Genomic DNA, 21,047 nt, shown 5'->3' with positions numbered 1-21,047 from the left:
CGGGTCTCGTCTTCAGGCAACGCGGATTCCTCCTGCTGGTCGCATAGCCGCCCCCGGCGGCGTCCGAAGACCCCGGCCCGACGTCCCTCCCCACCCGCCTCCTCGGCCCTCTTCTCCCCGGATCCCCTCCCGGCCGTACAGCGCTCGTTCCTGCTCCGGCACGCTTCCGGCAGGAGGACGCATGGACAAGGACGAACTGGGGCGGCGCGGCGAGGAGATCGCGGCGGCGCACCTGAGAGACAACGGATTCGAGATCCTCGACCGCAACTGGCGGGTCCGCGAGGGCGAGCTCGACATCGTGGCCCGCGACGGGTCGGCACTGGTCGTGGTGGAGGTGAAGACGCGCTCGTCGACGCGCTTCGGATTGCCGGTCGAGGCCATCACGCGGGCCAAGGCGCAGCGCCTGCGGCGACTCGCCTACGCCTGGGCCGACGAGCATCACGAGCGCTCCCGGCATCTGCGGATCGACGCGGTCGGCATCGTCGCTCCCGGGGGAGTCCCGTCGCAGATCCGGCACCTGCGGGCGGTGGCCTGATGGGCCTGGGGAGGACCTCCGCGGTCGGTCTCGTCGGCTTCGCGGGAGCCGTGGTCGGGGTGGAGGCCCACTCGGCCGACGGCACCCCGGGCATGGTGATCATCGGCCTGCCCGACGCCGCGCTCGCGCAGGCGAAGGAGCGGGTGCGCTCGGCGGCGATCAACTCCGGCAGCACCATCGCCGAGTACAAGATCACCGTGAACCTCTCGCCGGCCGCGATGCCCAAGCACGGCTCCGCCTTCGATCTCGCCATCGGGCTGGCCGCGCTCGCGTCGCTCCGTGAGGTCGATGCGGAGTCGGTCGCCGCGGTCGTCCATATCGGGGAGCTCGGCCTGGACGGCCGGCTGCGCTCCGTCCCGGGCGTGCTGCCCGCGGTGCTCGCGGCCGCCCGCGAGGGCAGGCGCCGCGTGATGGTCCCCGTCGAGGACCGGCTCGAGGCGGAGCTGGTCGACGGCGTCGAGGTGATCGCGGTCTCCTCGCTGGCGGCGGCCGCCGTCTGGCACGGAGCCGAGTGGGAAGTGCCGGTGCTCCCCGAGGCCGCGCCGCCGTCTGAGACGGTGTCCGAGCCGGAGGCCCGCCTCGATCTCTCCGACGTGGTGGGGAACGAGGAGGCGGCCGAGGCGATGGTCGTCGCGGCGGCGGGCGGGCACCACGTGTTCCTGCTCGGGCCTCCCGGCGCCGGGAAGACGATGCTCGCCTCGCGCCTGCCGGGCATCCTCCCCGACCTCGACGACGATGCAGCGCTCGAGGCCACCTGCATGCGCTCGCTGGTCGGAGCGCCGACCGGTGGCGCGCTGGTGCGCAGACCGCCGTTCGAGAGTCCGCACCACTCCGCTTCGTCCGCAGCGATTGTCGGCGGGGGCAGCGGCCGCATCCGGCCCGGCGCGGTCGCCCGCGCCACCCGGGGAGTGCTGTTCCTCGACGAGGCCCCCGAGTTCTCGTCCGTCGCCCTCGACGCACTGCGCCAGCCGCTCGAATCCGGAGTGATCCGCATCCACCGCGCGAACGCCGTCGCCGAGTTCCCCGCGCGGGTGCAGCTCGTCCTCGCGGCGAACCCGTGCCCGTGCGGCCGCTTCGGCATCCCCGGAGAGACCTGCACCTGTGCTCCCTCGGTCCGCCGCCGCTACCTCGCGCGGCTCAGCGGACCGCTGCTCGACCGCGTCGACATCCGCCTGACGGTCCGCCGGATCAGCGCGGCTCAGCTGGCCGCACGTCGAGACACGTCCGGAATGTCGACGGCGCAGGCTCGCGCCCGTGTCGCCGCGGCGCGGTCCCTCGCAGCGGCTCGCCTCGCCTCCACGCCGTGGACGCTCAACTCGGAGGTCTCCGGCGCCTGGCTGCGCTCGGACGCGGTGCGCCCGACCAGTGCCGAGTCCCGCACGCTCGACCGGGCTCTGGAGCGAGGTCTGGTGACCATGCGCGGCTACGACCGGGTCCTGCGCCTGGCCTGGACGCTCGCGGACCTCGACGCAGCCGACCGGCCGTCAGCAGCCCACCTCGCGCGCGCGCTCGTCCTTCGAGGAGGTGCCGCGTGATCCGGCCCGACGCGCTCTTCGACGGAGCGGAGCTCGACGCTGTTCGCCGACTGCTGCCGAGCGGTGCAGCCGAGCCCCGGTCAGCTGCCGACGGCGAGGCGACCGATGAGTCTGACGGTGGTCGGGGGTCACTCGTCGACGCTGCTGCCCGGTGCGGCTGGAACTCTCTGACCGAGCCCGGCGACTCCGTCGCCGCCCTCCTCATCGAGAGGGTCGGCGCGGCCGAGGCCTTCGCCCACGTCGTGTCCTCGTCGTCCGCGGAGGAGATCCTCGCGCCCCCGCATCGCGCTCCCTCCGACGAAGAAGGCCCGGCACCCGCGCCCCTCGACTCCGAGGTCGCCGCCCTGCAGTCGGGGCTGGCGCGCTGGCGACCGCGCCTGGACCGCAGGCTCCTGTTCCGACGTCTCGAGATCGCCGAGCGACTCGGCGCCCGGCTGCTCCTGCCCGGGGCTCCCGTGTGGCCCGAGTCGCTCGACGACCTCGGGCCGCACGCGCCACTCCTGCTCTGGCTGCGCGGTGATCCCGCCGCCTTCGATCCGCCGCACCGCCTCGCCCTCGTCGGCGCCCGCGCTGCCACCGGCTACGGCGAGCACGTCGCCGCCGAGCTCGCCGCGGGCGTCGCGGCGCGAGGCGTCGCCGTCGTCTCGGGCGGTGCCTTCGGGATCGACGCGGTCGCCCACCGTGCCGCCCTCGGCTCCGGAGGCCGGACGGTCGCCTTCCTCGCCGGGGGAGCGGACCGCCTCTACCCGACGGCCCACGCCGACCTCCTCCACCGCATCATCGCCACCCCCGGCTGCGCCGTCGCAACGGAGGTCCCGCCGGGCACCACGCCCACTCGCTGGCGATTCCTGCAGCGCAACCGCCTCATCGCCGCCTCCACCGCGGGCACCGTCGTCGTCGAGGCCGGCGCCCGCTCCGGATCCCTCAACACCGCCGGCCACGCGGCTGCCCTGGGCCGCCCCCTCGGTGCGGTCCCGGGCCCGGTCACCAGTGCCTCCTCCGCCGGCTGCCACCGGCTCCTCCGCGAGTACGCGGCGACCTGCGTCACCTCGCCGGCGGACGTGCTCGAACTGCTCGCTGTCGGCGACGCCGACGGATCGTGCCGAGCGCTGACCGCGGCTGAGGCGCGAGTCCTGGCCGTCGTCGAATCCGAAGGAGGCTGTGACGCCGCAACCGTCGCCCGGCTCTCCGGGGATTCGCTCGATTCGGCACTGTCGGCGCTGGGTGCGCTCCTCGCAGACGGACGCGTCCACCGTTCCGAGGACGGGGACTGGGAGCGGGCACCCGGGTGAGCGGCCCCGCCGCCGCGGCGCTGTCGGCGGTCCGCCCTACGCTGAAGGGGCATCGGCGAGGGGAGCGGCATGGACGCCACGGCAGCAGGACACGGCGGAGAGCGCCCGCAGCTCGGGCACTTCCGCGCCGCCGACAGGGTCATCGCGCATCTGAGCGACACGCACCTGCTGGCCGACGGCGCTCCGCTCTACGGGAAGGTCGACACGGTCGCCCGCCTCGCGCAGGCGGTCGGCCGGCTGGCCGAGCGCGGCGGACGCCTGGACGCGATCGTGGTGACCGGGGACGTCGCGGACCGCGGCGAGGAGGACGCCTACCGGCGCGTGCGCGAGCAGCTCGACCCCGTGGGCGAGCGGTTCGGCTGCCCGATCGTCTGGGTGATGGGCAACCACGACGAGCGCGGAGCCTTCCGGCGGGTGCTCCTCGAGCAGGACCCGGCGGGCGCGGGACCCGTGGACCAGGTCGTCGACCTCGGCGGGCTCCGGCTCATCGCGCTCGACAGCGCGGTGCCCGGCTTCCACCACGGCGACCTCACCGACGCCCAGCTGGCCTGGCTGAAGGACGAGCTCGCCGCACCGGCCCCGCTGGGGACGATCCTCGCCCTGCACCACCCTCCGCTGCCCACGCCGCTCGGCGCGATGACCGTGCTCGAGCTGCGGGGGATCGACCGCCTCGAGGAGGTGGTGCGCGGAACCGACGTCCGCGCGATCCTCGGCGGCCACCTGCACTACCCCACGGCTGCGACCTTCGCGGGCGTGCCCGTGCTCGTCGCCGGCGCCACCAGCTACACGATGGACCTCGGAGCGCCCGAGCGGGAGCTCGCCGGCGTCGACGGAGCGCAGAGCCTCTCGCTCGTCCACGTCCACCCGGAGACGGTGGCCGCCTCGTTCGTGCCGACGGCACCGGCCCCGATCGCGACGCGGTTCGGCACCGACCTGATCGAGCGGCTCGAGGGGCTCGACGAGCAGGGGCGCATCGACCTCTGGTCGCGGATGCCGGACGGATCATGACCGGCGAGACGCTCGCCGACTCGGTCGAGCACTTCCTCCGGTACGTCCTCGATGAGCGGTCCCTCTCGCCCGCCACCGCGAAGGGCTACCGCTCCGACCTGGCGCGCCTGATCGCCCACACGGAGGAGAAGGGGCGGCTCCTCACCGCCGAGCTCGACCTCGAGCTGCTGCGCGACTGGCTCTGGCGAGAGTCGGAGTCGGGGATCGCCCGCGCGACCCTCGCCCGGCGCACCGCGGCCGTCCGCTCCTTCTCCTCCTGGGCGCATCGGACCGAGCGGCTCCCCGTCGACGTCGCCGCACGCCTCAAGACGCCCAAGTCGGGACGGACACTGCCGCGGGTCCTCACGCTCCCGCAGGCGGAACAGGTGCTCGACACGGTCGCGGCGCGAGGCGCGACCGAGGACCCGGTGGCGCTGCGGGACCTCGCGATCGTCGAGCTGCTCTACGCCTCCGGCATCCGCGTCTCCGAGCTGGTCGCCGTCGACCTGGGCGACGTCGATCTCGGCAGGCTCACCGTGCTCGTCACCGGCAAGGGCGCCAAGCAGCGGGTCGTCCCGTTCGGCGTCCCCGCGAAGGAGGCGCTCGTCGACTACCTGGAGCGCGCCCGACCCTCTCTCGCCACCGGCGACGGGAGCGGGGCCCTGCTGCTGGGACGGCGGGGCGCGCGCCTCACCCCGCGCACGGTCTACGGCGTGGTGGCGAGGCTCCTCGACGGCGGGCAGGGCTCCGGACCGTCCGGTCCGCACACCCTCCGCCACACCGCGGCGACCCATCTGCTCGACGGCGGAGCCGACCTCCGCGCCGTCCAGGAGATGCTCGGCCACGCGAGCCTGGGCACCACGCAGATCTACACCCACGTCTCGACCGAGCGGATCCGCGACGCCTACCGCCTCGCCCACCCCCGCGCCTGACCGGACGCGCGAGTCACCGGACGCACCCTTCCGCGCCACTCGCTGAACACCCTGCGCCACGTCGTCCATCGGCAGGAGCACCGCCCGGGGGATCCCGCCGAAGAACCGCATCGGCGAGACGTAGTCGCCACCCTCGCGGACGCCGAGGTGCACGCACCTCCCGTCGCAGTGGCCGCCCGCACCCACTGCTCCGACGGGCTGGCCCGCGGTGAGGACCTGCCCGGCCGTCACCGATCCGTCGACCGGCTCGACCGTCGAGACCAGACCGTCCGCGTGCACGATGCTCACCACGGACCGGTCGACCACCCTGCCCGAGAACGACACGGTGCCCGCCGCGACGGCGACCACGGGCTGCCCGGCCGCTGCCGCGAGGTCGATCCCGCGGTGCCCGGGGGCGTAGCGGTGGGCCGGCGCGCCCCACGGCTCCACGACGGAGAACCCCGGGACGGGTGAATTCCACCGCGGGTCGGACCGGCCGGGGGACGAGGTGCCGGAGGGCGAGGCGCCGAGAGGCGCCGCGACGAGCAGAGCGGCGAGGGCGAACACGCCCGGGCGCAGGAGTCGGGATCGGAGCATGCGGCCACCCTCCTGGAGCCGGTCCGGGACCGGTGGTCGGCCGAGCGGATCAGGGGAGGAGAGCGCGACGGGCCCGGCTGTGGAGGGAGGACATCGGCCGGGGGAGAGCGCAACCCGTCCCGGCGGTGCCGCGGCGAGGAGTAACGTGCCGGTGATCCGGCTCGGGAGCGGCACCCCGCCCCCACCGGCGGCGAGAATCGGAGACGACCATGACCAGCGGACGATCTGACACGACCAGCGGGAGAGCGGACATCCCGAACCCCTCGGCGGCGAAGCTGAAGAGGAAGGTGATCGGCCTCGCGATCGCGGCGGCGGTCGGCGGCTTCCTCTTCGGCTTCGACTCGTCGGTGGTGAACGGTGCCGTGGAGGCGGTGCAGGGCGAGTTCCAGCTCTCGGCCGCCCTGATCGGCTTCGCCGTCGCCTCCGCGCTGCTCGGCTGTGCGCTCGGCGCGTATCTCGCTGGGCGCCTGGCCGACCGCTGGGGCCGCATCAAGGTCATGCTGCTCGGCGCCGGGCTCTTCTTCATCTCCTCCATCGGCGCCGGCGCGGCGTTCGCGGTCTGGGACCTCGTGCTCTGGCGCGTGGTCGGCGGCCTCGGCATCGGCATCGCCTCCGTGATCGCTCCGACCTACATCTCGGAGATCGCGCCCAAGGCCATCCGCGGAGCCCTCGCGTCGCTGCAGCAGCTGGCGATCACGCTCGGCATCTTCGCCGCACTGCTCTCGGACACCCTCATCGCGAACGGCGCGGACGGCGCCTCCGAGCCCTTCTGGTTCGGCGTCGCCGCCTGGCGCTGGATGTTCATCGCCTGCGCCGTGCCGGCCGTCATCTACGGCCTCCTGGCCCTGACCCTGCCGGAGTCGCCCCGCTACCTCGCGACCCGCGGCCGCTCCGAGGACGCCCGCGCGGTGCTCGCGACGGTCACGCCGCGCGACGAGGTCGACGAGGCGCTCGCGGACATCCAGAAGAAGATCGACGAGGACTCCGAGAACGCGAAGCGCTCCAGCCTCCGCGGTCCCGCCCTCGGCCTGCTCCCCGTGGTCTGGGTCGGCATCCTGCTGTCGGTGTTCCAGCAGTTCGTGGGCATCAACGTGATCTTCTACTACTCCACCTCTCTCTGGAGCGCGGTCGGATTCGACGAGTCCAACTCCTTCGCGATCTCGGTCTTCACCTCGGTCGTGAACGTCGTCGTCACCTTCGTGGCGATCTTCCTGGTCGACAAGGTCGGCCGGAAGCCGCTGCTGCTGGTCGGCTCGGCCGGCATGGCCGTCTCGCTCGCGCTGATGGCCATCGCCTTCAGCCAGTCGACGATCAGCGGAGAGGACGTCTCGCTGCCCGGCGCGTGGGGGCCGATCGCCCTCGTCTCGGCGAACGCGTTCGTCGTCTTCTTCGGTGCGACCTGGGGCCCGCTGGTGTGGGTCCTCCTCGGCGAGATCTTCCCGAACCGGATCCGGGCGGCCGCGCTCGGCCTGGCGGCCTCGGCCCAGTGGATCGCGAACTTCGCCATCACGGTGACCTTCCCGATCCTCTCGCAGGACGTGTCGCTCACCCTGGCCTACGGCCTCTACGCCGCCTTCGCGGCGATCTCGTTCGTCTTCGTCTTCATGTTCGTGCCCGAGACCAAGGGCCGCTCTCTGGAGGAGATGGACACCCTGCACATCCGCACCGTGATGAAGTCGGCGCGCAAGTAGCACCGGTCTTCCGAGCCCCGACGGCCGCCCTCCCGCAGCAGCGGGGGAGGCGGCCGTCCTGGTGCTAGACTCCACGGAGCACCTCGCTCGTCGGGGTGACTACGCGCGCCCATTCGGCCTCCGCTCCCCACGGTCCCTCTCCGCTCACGCGGCCGGGGCGGGAGTGCGCCGGGCGCCAGGGCGACGTGCCGACCGGCCGTCGCAGACAACCGAACGGGAGTTCGGCGCCGTCGTGCGCCCGGGCCCCGAGACAAGGAGAACGACTCATGGCAGTCGTCACCATGCGCCAGCTGCTCGACAGCGGCGTCCACTTCGGGCACCAGACCCGTCGCTGGAACCCGAAGATGAAGCGCTTCATCCTGACCGAGCGCTCGGGCAGCTACATCATCGACCTCCAGCAGTCGCTGGCCTACATCGACAAGACCTACGACTTCGTCAAGGAGACGGTCGCCCACGGCGGCACCATCCTCTTCGTCGGCACCAAGAAGCAGGCGCAGAACGCGATCTCGGAGCAGGCGACCCGCGTCGGCCAGCCCTACGTGAACCAGCGCTGGCTCGGCGGTCTCCTGACCAACTTCCAGACGGTCTCGAAGCGCCTCGCCCGCATGAAGGAGCTGGAGGAGCTCGACTTCGACGACACGTCGAAGAGCGGCTTCACCAAGAAGGAGCTCCTCATCAAGAAGCGCGAGCTCGACAAGCTGCACAAGTCGCTCGGCGGCATCCGCAACCTCTCGAAGACGCCGTCGGCCCTCTGGGTCGTCGACACCAAGAAGGAGCACCTCGCGATCGACGAGGCCAAGAAGCTGGGCATCCCGGTCATCGGCATCCTCGACACGAACTGCGACCCGGACGAGGTCCAGTACCCGATCCCGGGCAACGACGACGCGATCCGCTCGGTGAGCCTGCTCACCCGCATCGTCGCCGACGCCGCGGCCGAGGGCCTCATCCAGCGCCACCAGAAGCCCGAGGCCGAGGGCAACGTCTCCGCCGTCGAGCCGCTGGCCGAGTGGGAGCAGGAGCTGCTCTCCACCGGTGCGCCCGCCGCCGACGTGCAGGAGCCGAACGAGCAGGCCGGCGCGGAGACCGAGAAGGTCGCCGACGCCGAGGCCGAGACCGCCGACGAGGCCGTCGTCGAGGCCGAGACCCCCGCCGCGGAGGAGGCCCCCGAGGCCGACGCCGCTGCGACCTCGACCGACGAGACCGCCACCGCCTGACACCCCGTTCCGTGACGGGGGTCGGACGCCGCACCCGCGGTCGTCCGGCCCCCGCTCGGTCGGTGCACGTTCACCACGAGTAAGAACCGCCGTCACCTCGGCGTGCTGGGCTCCTCCCGTGAGCCCGCCGCGAGTGACGGCGCCACAGGGTTTCCGAACCAAGAGGAGTTCCGAGAACATGGCAAATTTCAGCCTCGCTGACGTCAAGACGCTGCGCGAGCAGCTCGGTACCGGCATGGTCGACACGAAGAACGCGCTCGTCGAGGCCGACGGCGACCTGGACAAGGCGGTCGAGATCCTCCGCCTCAAGGGCGCCAAGGGCAACGCGAAGCGCGCCGACCGCTCGACGAGCGAGGGCCTCGTCGCCGCCGCCGAGAAGGACGGCGTCGCCACGATGATCGAGCTCGCCTGCGAGACCGACTTCGTCGCCAAGGGCACGAAGTTCATCGCCCTCGCCGACGCCGTGCTCGCCGCGGTGGTCGCCGCCGGCTCCACCACGGTCGAGGAGGCCCTCGCGGCCCCCGCCGACGGCAAGACCGTCGCCGACCTCATCAACGACGAGGCCGCGATCCTCGGCGAGAAGGTGGAGCTGCGCCGCGTGGCCTCCGTCTCGGGCGAGCACTTCGCGATCTACCTCCACAAGACGAACAAGGACCTGCCCCCGCAGGTCGGCGTGGTCGTCGGCTACGCGGGTGAGGACGCCGAGACCGCGCGCTCCGTCGCCCAGCACATCTCGTTCGCGAACCCGTCCTACCTCTCGCGCGAGGACGTGCCGCAGTCCGAGGTCGACAACGAGCGCCGCATCGTCGAGGAGATCTCGCGCGGCGAGGGCAAGCCCGAGGCCGCCCTGCCGAAGATCATCGAGGGACGCGTGAACGCGTACTTCAAGCAGGTCGCGCTGCTCGACCAGGACTACGCGAAGGACAACAAGCTGTCCGTCAGCAAGGTCCTGAGCGACGCGGGCCTGACCGTGTCGGGCTTCGCCCGTTTCAAGGTCGGCGCCTAACAGCACTGCAGGAGGGAGTCCGGGTCGTTCAGTCGACCCGGGCTCCCTTCGCTCTGCCCGGGGCGGCCCCGGGCGTGGTCGCGGGGCCCGCTCCGCGCGGGATAGGTTTGTACGGGTCTACGGGAGGAAACGTCCATGACGGAGACGGATGCGATGACGACGGGCAAGCGCCGCAGGGTGCTTCTGAAGCTGTCGGGGGAGGCGTTCGGAGCCGGCACGCTCGGCGTGAACCCGGACGTGATCAGCGCCCTGGCGCGCGAGATCGCCGATGCCGCGACCGAGGTGGAGATCTCGGTGGTCGTCGGCGGCGGCAACTTCTTCCGCGGAGCCGAGCTCTCGCAGCGCGGCATGGACCGCGGCCGGGCCGACTACATGGGCATGCTGGGCACGGTGATGAACGCCCTCGCCCTCCAGGACTTCCTCGAGCAGGCGGGCGCCGAGACGCGCGTGCAGTCAGCGATCGCGATGACGCAGGTCGCGGAGCCCTACATCCCCCGCCGGGCGATCCGGCACATGGAGAAGGGCCGCGTCGTCATCTTCGGCGCCGGCGCCGGACTCCCGTACTTCTCGACCGACACGGTCGCCGCGCAGCGCGCGCTCGAGACGCACGCCGACGTGGTCCTCGTCGCCAAGAACGGCGTGGACGGCGTGTACGACGCCGACCCGCGGACGAACCCCGACGCGAAGAAGCTCGACGCGTTGACCTACCAGGAGGCGCTCCAGCGGGGCCTCAAGGTGGTCGACTCCACCGCGTTCAGCCTCTGCATGGACAACGGCATGCCGATGCAGGTCTTCGGCATGGAGCCCTCGGGCAACGTCGCGAAGGCCATCCGCGGCGCCGAGCTCGGCACGCTCGTCTCGAACTAGACTGACCACTTCCCTCTCTTAAGGAGCTCCCTGTGATCTCGGATGTACTGGCCGACGCGAAGACCAAGATGGGCAAGGCCGTCGAGGTCGCCAAGGAGGACTTCTCCACGGTCCGCACCGGACGCGCGAACCCCGGCATGTTCCAGAAGGTGCTGGTGAGCTACTACGGCACCCCGACGCCGCTGTCGCAGCTCGCCTCGATGCAGAACCAGGAGGCCCGCACGCTCGTCCTGACGCCCTACGACAAGGGCTCGCTCCGCGACATCGAGCAGGCCATCCGGGACATGCCGAACCTCGGCGCGAACCCGACCAACGACGGCACGATCATCCGGGTGACCCTGCCGGAGCTCACCGCCGAGCGCCGCAAGGAGTTCGTCAAGATCGTCCGCACCAAGGCCGAGGACGCCAAGATCGCGGTGCGCAACATCCGCCGCAAGGGCAAGGACGACCTCGACGCGCTGAAGGGCGACATCGGCGACGACGAGCTCTCCCGCGGCGAGAAGGAGCTCGAGGCGCTCACGAAGCAGCACGTCGACGCGATCGACGAGGCGCTCAAGCGCAAGGAATCCGAACTGCTCGAGGTGTAGCGGTGCCCGAGATCCCCGAAGGACCCGGGGGCGGCGAGAAGAGACCGTCTCCGCACGTCCCGGGTGCCCGGGGATCCCGGATGGTCACCCGCGACGCGCTACGTGCGCGCGCCCAGCAGGGCCGGGCCGACGTCGAGCGCCAGCTCGAGGCGACCCGCGCCCAGCTCGAGGCGACGAACGACCGCCTGACCGCGCGCTCCGGCCGGAACCTCGTGTCGGCGACCGCGATCGGACTCCTCGGCGGCGGCGCGATGGTCGTCAGCCTCCTCCTGGTCAAGGAGCTCTTCATGGTGCTCGCGGGGGTGGTGGTGCTGCTCGCGGCGCTGGAGCTCTCGAACGCTCTGCGCCACGCCGGTCGGGACATCCCGCGCATCCCGACCGGGATCGTGGCGGTCGTCGCCGTGCCGGCCGCCTACTACGGCGGCCTCGGCGCCGCGTGGGCCACCGTCCTCGGCGGATCCGTCCTCGTCGGCCTCTGGCGGCTGGGGGAGCAGCTCTTCCGGCGCACCGCCTCCAGCCGGAGGGACCTCGCCCTCGACATCGGCCTCGGCGCGTTCGTCCAGGGCTACACGACCTTCCTCGGCGCCTTCGCGATCCGTCTCGTCGCCGAGCCCGGCGGCCAGCTCTGGGCGTTCGCGTTCCTGGTGCTCGTGATCGTCGTCGACACCGGCGCCTACGTGAGCGGACTCACCTGGGGCAAGCACCCGATGGCACCGCGGATCAGCCCGAAGAAGACCTGGGAGGGGTTCGCCGGTGCGGCCGTCGCGGGGATCGGCGTCGGCGTCCTGCTCGCCCTGCTGATGCTCGGCCAGCCCTGGTGGGTCGGCGCGGTGTTCGGGGCGGTGGTGCTGCTCACCGCGACGCTCGGCGACCTCGCCGAGTCGCTGATCAAGCGCGACATCGGCATCAAGGACATGAGCTCCTGGCTGCCCGGCCACGGAGGAGTCCTCGACCGGCTGGACTCGATCCTGCCGTCGGCCGCCGCGGCCTACGTGCTGTACTTCGTCTTCGCCCACTGAGCGGGCGCCTCACCGGGGCGTGCCGATTCCGCTCCCGGCGCGCGGCTTGGCATGATGTCGGGATGACCGCTCCCTTCCCCCGAGCCCGCGAGTCCCGTCCCGGCTACGACACGGCCGAGGTCGACTCCTTCCTCGCGTCGGCGCGCGAGGCCTACTCGCAGCTCTCCGGGGGACCGGCGGACCTCCGCGCCGCTGACCTGCGCCACACCGCGTTCACCCTGCGCAAGGGCGGCTACTCCGCGCCCCACGTCGATGCGGCGCTCGAGCGCCTCGAGGACGCCTTCGCCCTGCGGGAGCGCCAGTACGCGATCGCGGCCCGGGGCGAGGAGTCGTGGCTCGCGGACGCGCGGTCGACCGCCCAGGAGATCGTGAACCGGCTGGCACGCGCTCCCCGCGAGCGGTTCACCCGGGCCGGAGCTCTCACGACGGGCTACAATATCCGCCAGGTCGACGCCTTCGCCGACCGGATCTCCGGCTACTTCCGCGACGGATCGGTGCTGACCGTGGACGACGTGCGGACCGTCTCCTTCGCCCCGCAGCGCGGCGGGTACGCCGAGGCGCAGGTCGACCTGCTGCTCGACACGGTCGTCGACGTGATGCTGGCGGTCCGCTGACCGGAGCCGGATCTGCTGGCCGATCAGGTCATCGTCCGTTATGCTTTCGTAATCGTGGCTCAGCATCCTCAGACCTCCGTCGCCCACACGCCCGCGAACCGCACCAGCGGTCGCCCGGCGGTCCCGCACCAGACCCCGGTGCGGCGCTCCTGGGCTCGGATCCCGGTGACGGTGCTGGCCTTCACGGCCTCGATCGCGTTCGCCATGGTGAACGTCGTCGATCCGTCCAGCGGCGCGGTCGCCTCCCCCTACTACCAGGCCCCGGCGCGCTTCAACGGCGACTCCGCGCAGCGGCTCGTCGTCGCGGACGCCGTCGAGCGGACCGTCCAGCGCGACTCGTTCGGCGCCGAGGCGAAGCCGACGCCCACTCCGACCCCGACGCCCACTCCGACCGAGACTCAGACCGCTTCCGCGACCGCCGACGAGGAGGAGTCGGGCTCCGCCGAGGCGGAGACCGCCGCTCCCGTCCAGCGCGCCGCCGCTCCGGATCCCGGATCCGCGAAGGCGATCGCGTACGACATGATCGTGCAGCGCGGCTGGGCCGACAGCGAGTACGACTGCCTCGTCCTCCTCTGGAACCGCGAGTCCGGCTGGAACGTTTACGCCGAGAACAAGTCCAGCGGTGCCTACGGCATCCCGCAGGCACTCCCCGGCAGCAAGATGGCGTCGGCCGGCTCCGACTGGGCGACCAACGCGAGCACCCAGATCACCTGGGGCCTCGGCTACATCTCCGGCCGCTACGGCTCGCCCTGCGGTGCCTGGGCCCACTCCGAATCGGTCGGCTGGTACTGATCGTTCCCCTCCGCTCGGCACCGCGTCCGGCGGGCTGAGGCTCTCGCTACCCTGGTGCCGTGGATTACGCGCTGCTCGGGGTCGTCGGGATCATCACGGTCGTCACCGTCGCGCGGTTCTCGAGCCGCCTCGGGATCGCCGCACCGCTGCTCCTGGTCGTCATCGGTATCGGCGCGTCCTACCTCCCCGGGGTCCCGGACATCGAGGTCGAGCCTGAGCTGATCCTCGCGGGCGTGCTGCCGCCGCTGCTGTACTCGGCCGCGATCCAGGTGCCCCTCACCGACTTCCGGCGGAACCTGCGCTCGATCTTCGGGCTCTCGGTGCTGCTGGTCGTCGTGACCGCCCTCGTGGTGGGCGGCTTCCTCTACCTCGTGTTCCCCGATCTGAGCCTGCCCGCAGCGATCGCTCTGGGCGCCGTCGTGAGCCCGACCGACGCGGTGGCAGCGACCTCGATCGGCAAGAAGCTCGGACTCCCGCCCCGCCTGGTGACGGTGCTCGAGGGCGAGAGCCTCGTGAACGACGCGTCGGCGCTGGTGCTGCTGCGCGCCGCGACGGCTGCGGCGGCCGTGGTCGGCGCCTCCGTCACGACCGACGCGATCGACGTGGGCGAGGTGGGGGTCCTCTTCGTCTACTCCGTCCTGATGGCGATCGTCCTCGGACTGGTGATGGGCGTGCTCACCGTCTTCGTGCGCTCGACGCTGCGGGACCCGGTGCTCGACACCGCCGTGTCCTTCGCCGTGCCGTTCCTGGCCTACATCCCGGCCGAGGAGCTGGGCGCGTCCGGGGTGCTCGCCGTCGTGGTCACCGGGATCTACACGGGGCACAACAGCGCGCGCTTCCTCTCGCCGCAGTCGCGGATCAGCGAGCGGGTGAACTGGCGGACGGCGCAGTTCCTGCTCGAGAACGGCGTCTTCCTGCTCATGGGCGCCGAGATCAAGGCGATCGTCTCCGGGGTCGTGGACCCGGGCGAGTTCGGAGTGGGCACCGCGGTGCTGCTGGGTCTGGCCACCGTGGTCATCCTGATCGTGCTGCGGGCCCTCTTCGTGTGGCCGCTGCTCCTGTGGCTGCGCAGCTCCGGTCGGCGGGCGGAGCGGATCAACCGGAGGCTGGCGGTGGGCCTGATGCGACTGCGCAACAGCGCCACCAGCGATGAGCGCTTCCGGCGGCGGCAGGTGCGAGCGGAGCGGCTCTACCTCCGGCGCGAGACCGACCTGGCCGCGACCACGAGCGAGGCGTTCGGCTGGCGCGGCGGAGTCGTCCTGTCCTGGTCCGGGATGCGCGGCGTGGTCACGCTCGCCGCGGCCCAGTCGCTGCCGGACGAGACTCCCTACCGCTCCCAGCTGATCCTGATCGCCTTCACCGTCGCCGTCGTGACGCTGCTCCTGCAGGGTGCGACGCTCCCGGCGCTGATCCGGCTCACCGGCATCCAGGGCACCGACGGAGAGGCCGACCGCCGCGAGCTCGCGACGCTGCTCGACGAGGTCGCGGCCACGGGCATCCAGGCCCTCCCCGAGGCGGTGGCGGAGCTGCCCGACGGCGAGGCGGGCGAGCGCGTCCTCGAGCGCGTGCGCCGCGACACTCTGACCCGCTCGCAGGTGGCGTGGGAGCAGGTCGGCCGCGCGGAGGACGCGCCGCTCGGCCCGCACGCGCAGTACCTGCGGCTGCGCCGAGCGGTCCTGCTCGCCGAGCGGGAGGCACTGCTGGACGCCCGGGGGCGCGGGGTCTACTCCTCGCGGACGCTGCGGCGGGCGCAGCTGATGCTCGACGCCGAGGAGACCCGGCTCGAGATGGACGACAGCTCCCACTGACGGAAGGGGCACGGCGGCGGCCTCCTAGACTGGGGGGATGCCGCGCAGCAACAGACCCCGGGGCGGCCGCCGTGACGACGACGACGAGCAGCGCGACCTCTCGCAGATGCTCGCCGGCTTCCGGCGCACCGAGTCCCACGCCGGTCGGGAGTGGAACGTCCAGCCCGTCTCCGCAGCGCGGGCCGTGAAGAACTACCTCTGCCCGGGCTGCGGGCTCACCATCGACATCGGCCAGCCGCACCTGGTCACCTGGCGGGCCGACGGCGCGCTCGGCGACGCGGCCGATCTGGCCGGCCGCCGCCACTGGCACACGCACTGCTGGAGAATCCGAGGAGCACGATGACCCACGAGATCCGCGGAGGCGTCGTCCTCCCCGCCCGTCGCGAGGACATCGAGCTGCACACGGCCGACGGGCTGACCCTTGTCGGGGAGCTCGCGCTGCCCCTGGAGCACGAGCCGGTCGCGACCCTGGTCACCCTGCATCCACTGCCCACCCACGGCGGCTTCATGGACTCGCACATCCTGCGGAAGGCCGCCGCCCGCCTGCCCGCGCTCGCCGACCTGGCGGTCCTCCGCTTCAACACCCGCGGCACCGCGTCGCCGCGCGGCACGAGCGAGGGCGCGTTCGGACACGGCACCGAGGAGCGCGCCGACGTCGCCGCAGCCCTGGCGCTCGTCGCGGAGCGCGGACTGCCGCACCCCTGGCTGGTCGGCTGGTCCTTCGGCACCGAGCTCGCGCTGAAGTGGGGGAGGGAGCACCCCGTCGAGGGAGCGATCCTGCTCTCGCCGCCGCTGCACCGCACGAGCGCGGAGGAGGTCGCCGCCTGGGGCGAGGACGGCCGACCGCTCGTGGCGCTCGTCCCGGAGTTCGACGACTACCTGCGGCCGGAGGCGGCCGCCGAGCGCTTCGCGAGCGTGCCGCAGCTGGACCTCGTGGCCGTGGAGGGCGGGAAGCACCTCTGGGTCGGCGAGGCGCAGACCCGCCGGGTCCTCGACGAGATCGTGCGCGTGGTCGCGCCCGCCTCATCCCCGCTGCCGACGGAGTGGGCGGGCGAGCTCGGCTGAGCCCGCCCGCCCAGCGACCGCCTAGCGGCCGGACGAGCCGCCGTCGGAGTCATCGCCGTCGGAGCCGCTGCCGTCGGAGCCGTCGCCGTCGCTGTCGTCCGCGAGTCCGTCGATGTGGCCGATGAGCCCGCGCAGTCCCGACACGTAGCCGGCGATCGCGTCGCGCTCGGTGCGGATCTCGTCGAGGCGCCGCTCGGCGGTGTCCATCAGCTCGCGGCTGCGGCGCTCCGCGTCCGCGACGAGCTTCTGCGCCTGGTCGCGCGCGTCGTCGAGGAGGGCGTCGGAGTCGTCCTGGGCCTTCCGGCGCAGTCGCGTCGTGTCGTCGAGGGCGTCGCTGCGGAGGGCGTCCGCCTCGAGGCGCTTGTCGTTCGCGCGTCGGATGGCGTCGGCGAGCTGCAGGTTCGACTCGTCGAGGTAGCGCTGGGTCTGCGCGACGGCCTCCTGGTGGCGGAGCAGGTCGTCGCGGTCGGCCTCCTCGCGGCGCGCGGCGAGCTCGACCACCAGGTCGATCCGGGCCTGCTCGACCTCGCGCGAGAGCGCAGCGGCCTCGTCGGCGGACGCGGCGCGCAGGCCCGCCAGCTCGGCGTCGAGCACGGCGACGGCCTCGGCGCGCTCCTGGGTGAGCCGGGTGCGCTGGTCGGCGATCTCGCGCGCGCCCTCGGCGCGGACTGCGGCGACCTCGGCGTCGAGCGCGGCGCGGGTCGAGAGCACCTCGGCCTCGACCGCCGCGCGCGCCTGGGCGACCTCGGCCTCGACGGCCGCCCGGAGCCGGTCCACCTCGGAGGCGACCTCGGCCCGCAGGAGCTCGTTGGCCTGGGCGAGGCGGGCGGCCTCGGCGCGGGCGACCTCGATCTCGCGGGCGGCGACGGCGCGCATCTCCGCGGCCTCGCGCTCGGCCTCGGAGCGGATCGCGGCGGCCTCGCGCTTCGCGGTGGCGCGGGTCTCGGCGGCCTCGGTCGCCACGGTGCCGCGGATCGCGGCGGCCTCGCGGACGGCGTCCTGGGTCATCACGTCGCGGTCGTCGGCGGCCTTGCCGAGCGTCGCCGCGGCCTGCGCCTCGGACTCGTCGCGGGTCCGGTCCGCACGGCGGCGCGCCTCGGTCACCAGGCGCTCGGCCTCGTCGCGCGCATCCTGGAGGATGCGGTCGCCGTCGTCGCGGGTGGAGCGGCGGAGGGCGGAGGCGTCGTTCTCGGCCTGGGCGATGATCCGCTCGGACTGCTCCTCGGCCACGCGCAGGGTGTGCTCGAGCTTGGCGCCCAGGCCGGCGTAGGTGGGAGTGCCGACCTGCTGCAGCTCCTTCTCGAGGCCCTCGATCCGGGAGGACAGGCGCTTCACCTCGCGGCCGCTCTCGGCCGCCTGGGTGTTCGAGTGGATGAGCTCGCGGCGCAGGCCCTGGACGGCCTTGTCGACCTCGTCCCGGTCGTAGCCACGGAACACCTGGGTGAATTCGGCCTCGTCGTTCGCCACGTCGTCTCCTTCAGAGCAGGACCGCGGTGGGGCTCGCGGCACTCGGAAAGTGTATTCAGCGCGGAGGCCGCGGCCGGGGCGACACCCGCACCGCGCGCCGCCCGGGCCGCACTCTCGGCTTCTCCCGGGCATCCGAGCGAGGGCATCGGCTATCGTGGACTGTCTTTGTCTGTTGCCGTCGCGCCCCGGTCCGGCTGCGTACCCCGAGCCGGCCCCGGCCGTCACCCCGATCCGGCAACGCAGGAGGAGTACTTTCGTGCGGTTCGTCTTCGCCATCATCGCCACCGTCATCGCTGCCGCGATGATCGTGCTCGGCATCGGTCAGCGGACGGTCTGGGCTCCTCCGGAGTCCCTCACCGCCGAGACCGCGCTCGACTCCTCCGCTCCCTACGCGGTCATCGACGGCAGCACCCTGGGCGCCAACCCGGGCCGCCAGACGATCACGGTCGAGGGCAGCGGCGATCTCGTCGTCGCCTACGCACCGACCTCCGACGTGCTGGGCTGGGTGGGCGGCTCGAGCTACGACGCCATCGGCTACGAGCGCGCCGACGACACCCTCACCTCCGCGGAGGAGACGGGCGAGCGCGTCCAGCTCTCCTCCGACGTCGAGACCGCCGACGCGGCGGTCGTCGATCCGCGCGGCTCCGACCTCTGGCTCGAGGAGTTCGAGGGGAGCGGCAGCGTGACCCTGGCGCTCGACGTGCCGGAGGACGTCTCCATCCTCATCGCGAGCGACGGCACCGCGCCGGCAGCCGACTCCGTGCGCGTCAGCTGGCCCGTGGACACCGCGACGCCCCTCGCCGGCCCGCTGCTGCTCGGAGGAGCCGTGTTCCTCCTCCTCGGCCTCGTCCTCTACATCTGGGCCTTCGTCCACCTGCGCCGTCAGCACGGCCCGCGCCGGAAGGGGCCGCAGGGCCGGATCCCCCGCGGAGCCCGCCGCCCCCGGCCGCGTGCCGGGATCCAGGCCTCCACGGCGTCGCCGGCGCCCTCGCGCCGCCGGGCCGCCCTGGTGCTGCCCGTCGTCCTCGGGACGACGGTCCTCCTCTCCGGCTGCAGCTCCGACTACTGGCCTGATCTCGCCGCGGGCGCGAGCGAGGCGCCGACCGCGTCCGCCACGGCGACCGCGGGGGCAGAGCCGGTGTCGGCCGAGCCGACCCCCGTGGTCACCACGCAGCAGGCGGAGGCCGTCGTCGCCGAGGTCGCCGATGTCGCGTCGCGCGCCGACGCCGCCCGGGACGCCGGGATCCTGGCCGAGCGCTTCCAGGGCGAGGCGCTCACCGAGCGCACCACCAACTACGACGTCGTCGCCAAGGGCGGGACCATCGACCCCCCGCAGACGATCCCGGCCTCCCCGGTGAGCCTGGTGCTCCCGCAGGACACGGAGTCGTGGCCGCGCCTGGTCACCGCCGTCGTGCAGAACTCGACGGACACCACCCAGGCCCCGATCGCGCTGATGATGAGCCAGGCGAGCCCGCGCGTCGACTACAAGGTCGACTACGCCATCTCGCTCGAGGCCAACGCGCGCATCCCCGACGTCGCGCCCGTCACCGTCGGCACGTCGATCGTGGCGCCGGACTCGCGCCTGATGAAGCTCGCCCCGCAGACCGTCGGCTCCGCGTACGCCGACGTGCTCGCCAACGGCGACTCGAGCCAGTACGCCGAGCTCTTCGCGGCCGACGGCGACACCCTCCGGGGCCAGGTCGGCGTCGACAAGAAGAACGCCGACCGCGAGGCGCTGCCGGACACCGCCTCGATCGAGTTCTCGAACGCCGCCGGCACGTCGCCGACGATCGCGCTCGCGACGAACGACTCGGGGGCCCTCGTCGCGGCGAGCATCGCCGAGACGTCGACCGTCCGCCCCACTGCCGAGGGCTCGACCGTCTCGACCTCCGGCGCCTCGCAGACCCTGCTGGGCACGGACAAGTCGACGACCGGCATCGAGACCACCTACGGATACCAACTGCTGTTCTACGTACCGCCCGTCGGATCGGAGGAGAAGATCGTGATGCTCGGATGGAGCCAGGGACTCGTCTCGGTGGTGCAGCTGCCGTGAGCACCGTCCCGCCCCTGCCCGGAAACCTCCGCGGCGCCGTCGACCTCTCGTCGCTGGTGAACCGCCGCACCCCGCCCGCCGCCTCCGCCGGCGCCTCGGCCGCGCCCGCCGCTCCCGGAGGCGCGCCCGGCGCGAATCCGCTGCTGCTGACCGCCGGCGACGCCGAGTTCGACCAGGTGGTCCAGCTCTCCTCGCGCGTGCCGGTGATCGTCGACCTGCGCGGCTCCTGGTCGGACCAGAGCCAGAGCATGACCGCGCTGCTCGAGAAGGTCGTCGTCTCGTACGCCGGCGCGTTCGTGCTCGTCGGGGTCGATGTGGAGTCGAGCCCGCAGCTGGCGCAGGCGTTCCAGGTGCAGTCCGTGCCGACGGTCGCCGCGATCATCGGCGGCCGCCCGGTGCCCCTGTTCAGCGGCCTCGTCGCCGAGGAGCAGCTGCGCGACCTGCTCGAGCAGGTCCTCCAGCTCGCCGCTCAGAACGGTGTGACGGGCACGGTGCCGGTGGAGGGAGCCGCTCCCGCCGAGGGCGCGGAGCCCGAGCCCGAGCCGCTGCCGCCGCACCACCAGGAGGCCTACGACGCGATCGACCGGGGCGACTACGCCGCGGCGATCACCGAGTACGAGACCGCCATCGCGCAGAACCCGCGCGACGACCTCGCGGTCGCCGGTCTCGCTCAGGTGCGGCTGCTGGCCCGCCTCCAGGGCCGCACGCTCGACGACATCCGCTCGACCGCCGCGGCCGAGCCGTCGAACCTCGACGCGCAGCTCGCCGTCGCCGACCTGGACGTCTCGGGCGGCCACGTCGAGGACGCCTTCGACCGGCTGCTCTCGATGTTCCCGCGCCTCGACGCCGAGGGGAAGGCCGCCGTCCGGGCTCGTCTCCTGGAGCTCTTCGAGATCGTCGGTCAGACCGACCCGCGCGTCAACAAGGCTCGGGCCCGGCTCACCGGCCTGCTCTACTGACGCCGGCCGGAACGCCGAGAGGCCGCCCGCTCGCGACGATCGTCGCGG

General features: G+C 72.9%; 19 protein-coding genes and 1 pseudogene. 18 read left to right on the top strand and 2 right to left on the bottom strand.

All coding sequences use genetic code 11. From position 1 onward, the window contains the following. The first annotated feature begins 181 nt into the window (after positions 1–181). From C5C29_RS13440 to C5C29_RS13420, 5 genes are all read left to right on the top strand, one after another. Positions 182–535 carry a YraN family protein gene (locus C5C29_RS13440; protein WP_104223901.1) on the top strand — a complete coding sequence of 118 codons (354 nt, stop codon included), beginning with the start codon at positions 182–184 and terminating at the stop codon, positions 533–535. Next, a complete protein-coding gene (locus tag C5C29_RS13435) occupies positions 535–2,070 on the top strand; it encodes a YifB family Mg chelatase-like AAA ATPase (RefSeq protein ID WP_104223900.1) in 1,536 nt (511 codons plus the stop codon). The genes C5C29_RS13440 and C5C29_RS13435 overlap by 1 nt, the downstream gene beginning before the upstream one ends. Continuing rightward, positions 2,067–3,362: a DNA-processing protein DprA gene (dprA, locus tag C5C29_RS13430; protein WP_258062295.1), complete on the top strand. Its 1,296-nt coding sequence runs from the start codon at positions 2,067–2,069 to the stop codon at positions 3,360–3,362. The genes C5C29_RS13435 and dprA overlap by 4 nt, the downstream gene beginning before the upstream one ends. Positions 3,363–3,431: 69 nt before the next feature. Beyond that, a complete protein-coding gene (locus C5C29_RS13425) occupies positions 3,432–4,370 on the top strand; it encodes a phosphodiesterase (RefSeq protein WP_104223899.1) in 939 nt (312 codons plus the stop codon). Then, on the top strand, positions 4,367–5,281 hold the full coding sequence (locus C5C29_RS13420) for a tyrosine recombinase XerC (protein WP_104223898.1): 915 nt from the start codon (positions 4,367–4,369) through the stop codon (positions 5,279–5,281). The genes C5C29_RS13425 and C5C29_RS13420 overlap by 4 nt, the downstream gene beginning before the upstream one ends. A 123-nt stretch (positions 5,282–5,404) precedes the next feature. On the opposite strand, the pseudogene C5C29_RS17675 reads toward C5C29_RS13420, so the two are convergent. Further along, a pseudogene (locus C5C29_RS17675) lies at positions 5,405–5,857 on the bottom strand (murein hydrolase activator EnvC family protein); the annotation flags it as partial. 209 nt (positions 5,858–6,066) lie between these two features. On the opposite strand from C5C29_RS17675, the gene C5C29_RS13410 reads away from it, so the two are divergent. From C5C29_RS13410 to C5C29_RS13360, 11 genes are all read left to right on the top strand, one after another. Then, positions 6,067–7,548, top strand: coding sequence for a sugar porter family MFS transporter (locus tag C5C29_RS13410; protein ID WP_104223897.1), 1,482 nt, complete (start codon positions 6,067–6,069; stop codon positions 7,546–7,548). 266 nt (positions 7,549–7,814) lie between these two features. Then, positions 7,815–8,762: a 30S ribosomal protein S2 gene (gene rpsB / locus C5C29_RS13405; RefSeq protein WP_104223896.1), complete on the top strand. Its 948-nt coding sequence runs from the start codon at positions 7,815–7,817 to the stop codon at positions 8,760–8,762. Positions 8,763–8,940: 178 nt separating this feature from the next. Beyond that, the gene (gene tsf / locus C5C29_RS13400; RefSeq protein ID WP_104223895.1) at positions 8,941–9,768 is read left to right on the top strand and encodes a translation elongation factor Ts; all 828 of its coding nucleotides are present in this window, start codon (positions 8,941–8,943) and stop codon (positions 9,766–9,768) included. A gap of 153 nt (positions 9,769–9,921) precedes the next feature. Further along, the gene (gene pyrH, locus C5C29_RS13395; protein ID WP_374952923.1) at positions 9,922–10,635 is read left to right on the top strand and encodes a UMP kinase; all 714 of its coding nucleotides are present in this window, start codon (positions 9,922–9,924) and stop codon (positions 10,633–10,635) included. A gap of 32 nt (positions 10,636–10,667) precedes the next feature. Beyond that, complete coding sequence (gene frr, locus C5C29_RS13390; RefSeq protein WP_104223893.1) at positions 10,668–11,222, top strand: ribosome recycling factor; 555 nt, start codon at positions 10,668–10,670, stop codon at positions 11,220–11,222. An 80-nt stretch (positions 11,223–11,302) separates the two neighbouring features. Next, positions 11,303–12,241, top strand: a complete 939-nt coding sequence (locus C5C29_RS13385; RefSeq protein WP_104223892.1) for a phosphatidate cytidylyltransferase — start codon at positions 11,303–11,305, stop codon at positions 12,239–12,241. A 62-nt stretch (positions 12,242–12,303) separates the two neighbouring features. Beyond that, positions 12,304–12,855 (top strand): DivIVA domain-containing protein, encoded by a 552-nt coding sequence (locus C5C29_RS13380; protein WP_104223891.1) that lies wholly within the window; start codon positions 12,304–12,306, stop codon positions 12,853–12,855. A 54-nt stretch (positions 12,856–12,909) separates the two neighbouring features. Continuing rightward, positions 12,910–13,647 (top strand): lytic transglycosylase domain-containing protein, encoded by a 738-nt coding sequence (locus tag C5C29_RS13375; protein WP_258062294.1) that lies wholly within the window; start codon positions 12,910–12,912, stop codon positions 13,645–13,647. Positions 13,648–13,706: 59 nt separating this feature from the next. Then, positions 13,707–15,455: a sodium:proton antiporter gene (locus C5C29_RS13370; protein WP_104223889.1), complete on the top strand. Its 1,749-nt coding sequence runs from the start codon at positions 13,707–13,709 to the stop codon at positions 15,453–15,455. 37 nt (positions 15,456–15,492) lie between these two features. Continuing rightward, positions 15,493–15,798 carry a hypothetical protein gene (locus C5C29_RS13365; RefSeq protein ID WP_181027199.1) on the top strand — a complete coding sequence of 102 codons (306 nt, stop codon included), beginning with the start codon at positions 15,493–15,495 and terminating at the stop codon, positions 15,796–15,798. Next, positions 15,795–16,520, top strand: coding sequence for an alpha/beta hydrolase (locus tag C5C29_RS13360; RefSeq protein WP_104223888.1), 726 nt, complete (start codon positions 15,795–15,797; stop codon positions 16,518–16,520). Before C5C29_RS13365 ends, C5C29_RS13360 begins: the two co-directional genes overlap by 4 nt. Before the next feature lie 21 nt (positions 16,521–16,541). Here the strand turns inward: C5C29_RS13360 and C5C29_RS13355 are convergent, their stop codons facing one another. After that, positions 16,542–17,987, bottom strand: coding sequence for a DivIVA domain-containing protein (locus C5C29_RS13355; RefSeq protein WP_104223887.1), 1,446 nt, complete (start codon positions 17,985–17,987; stop codon positions 16,542–16,544). A gap of 256 nt (positions 17,988–18,243) precedes the next feature. On the opposite strand from C5C29_RS13355, the gene C5C29_RS13350 reads away from it, so the two are divergent. Continuing rightward, a complete protein-coding gene (locus C5C29_RS13350) occupies positions 18,244–20,040 on the top strand; it encodes a hypothetical protein (RefSeq protein WP_104223886.1) in 1,797 nt (598 codons plus the stop codon). Beyond that, on the top strand, positions 20,037–20,999 hold the full coding sequence (locus tag C5C29_RS13345) for a tetratricopeptide repeat protein (protein WP_104223885.1): 963 nt from the start codon (positions 20,037–20,039) through the stop codon (positions 20,997–20,999). The genes C5C29_RS13350 and C5C29_RS13345 overlap by 4 nt, the downstream gene beginning before the upstream one ends. Positions 21,000–21,047: the final 48 nt, after the last annotated feature.

The organism is Rathayibacter sp. AY1H2, from assembly GCF_002931985.1.
Taxonomy (GTDB): Bacteria; Actinomycetota; Actinomycetes; order Actinomycetales; family Microbacteriaceae; genus Rathayibacter.
This window is presented reverse-complemented; position numbering and strand designations above follow the sequence as displayed.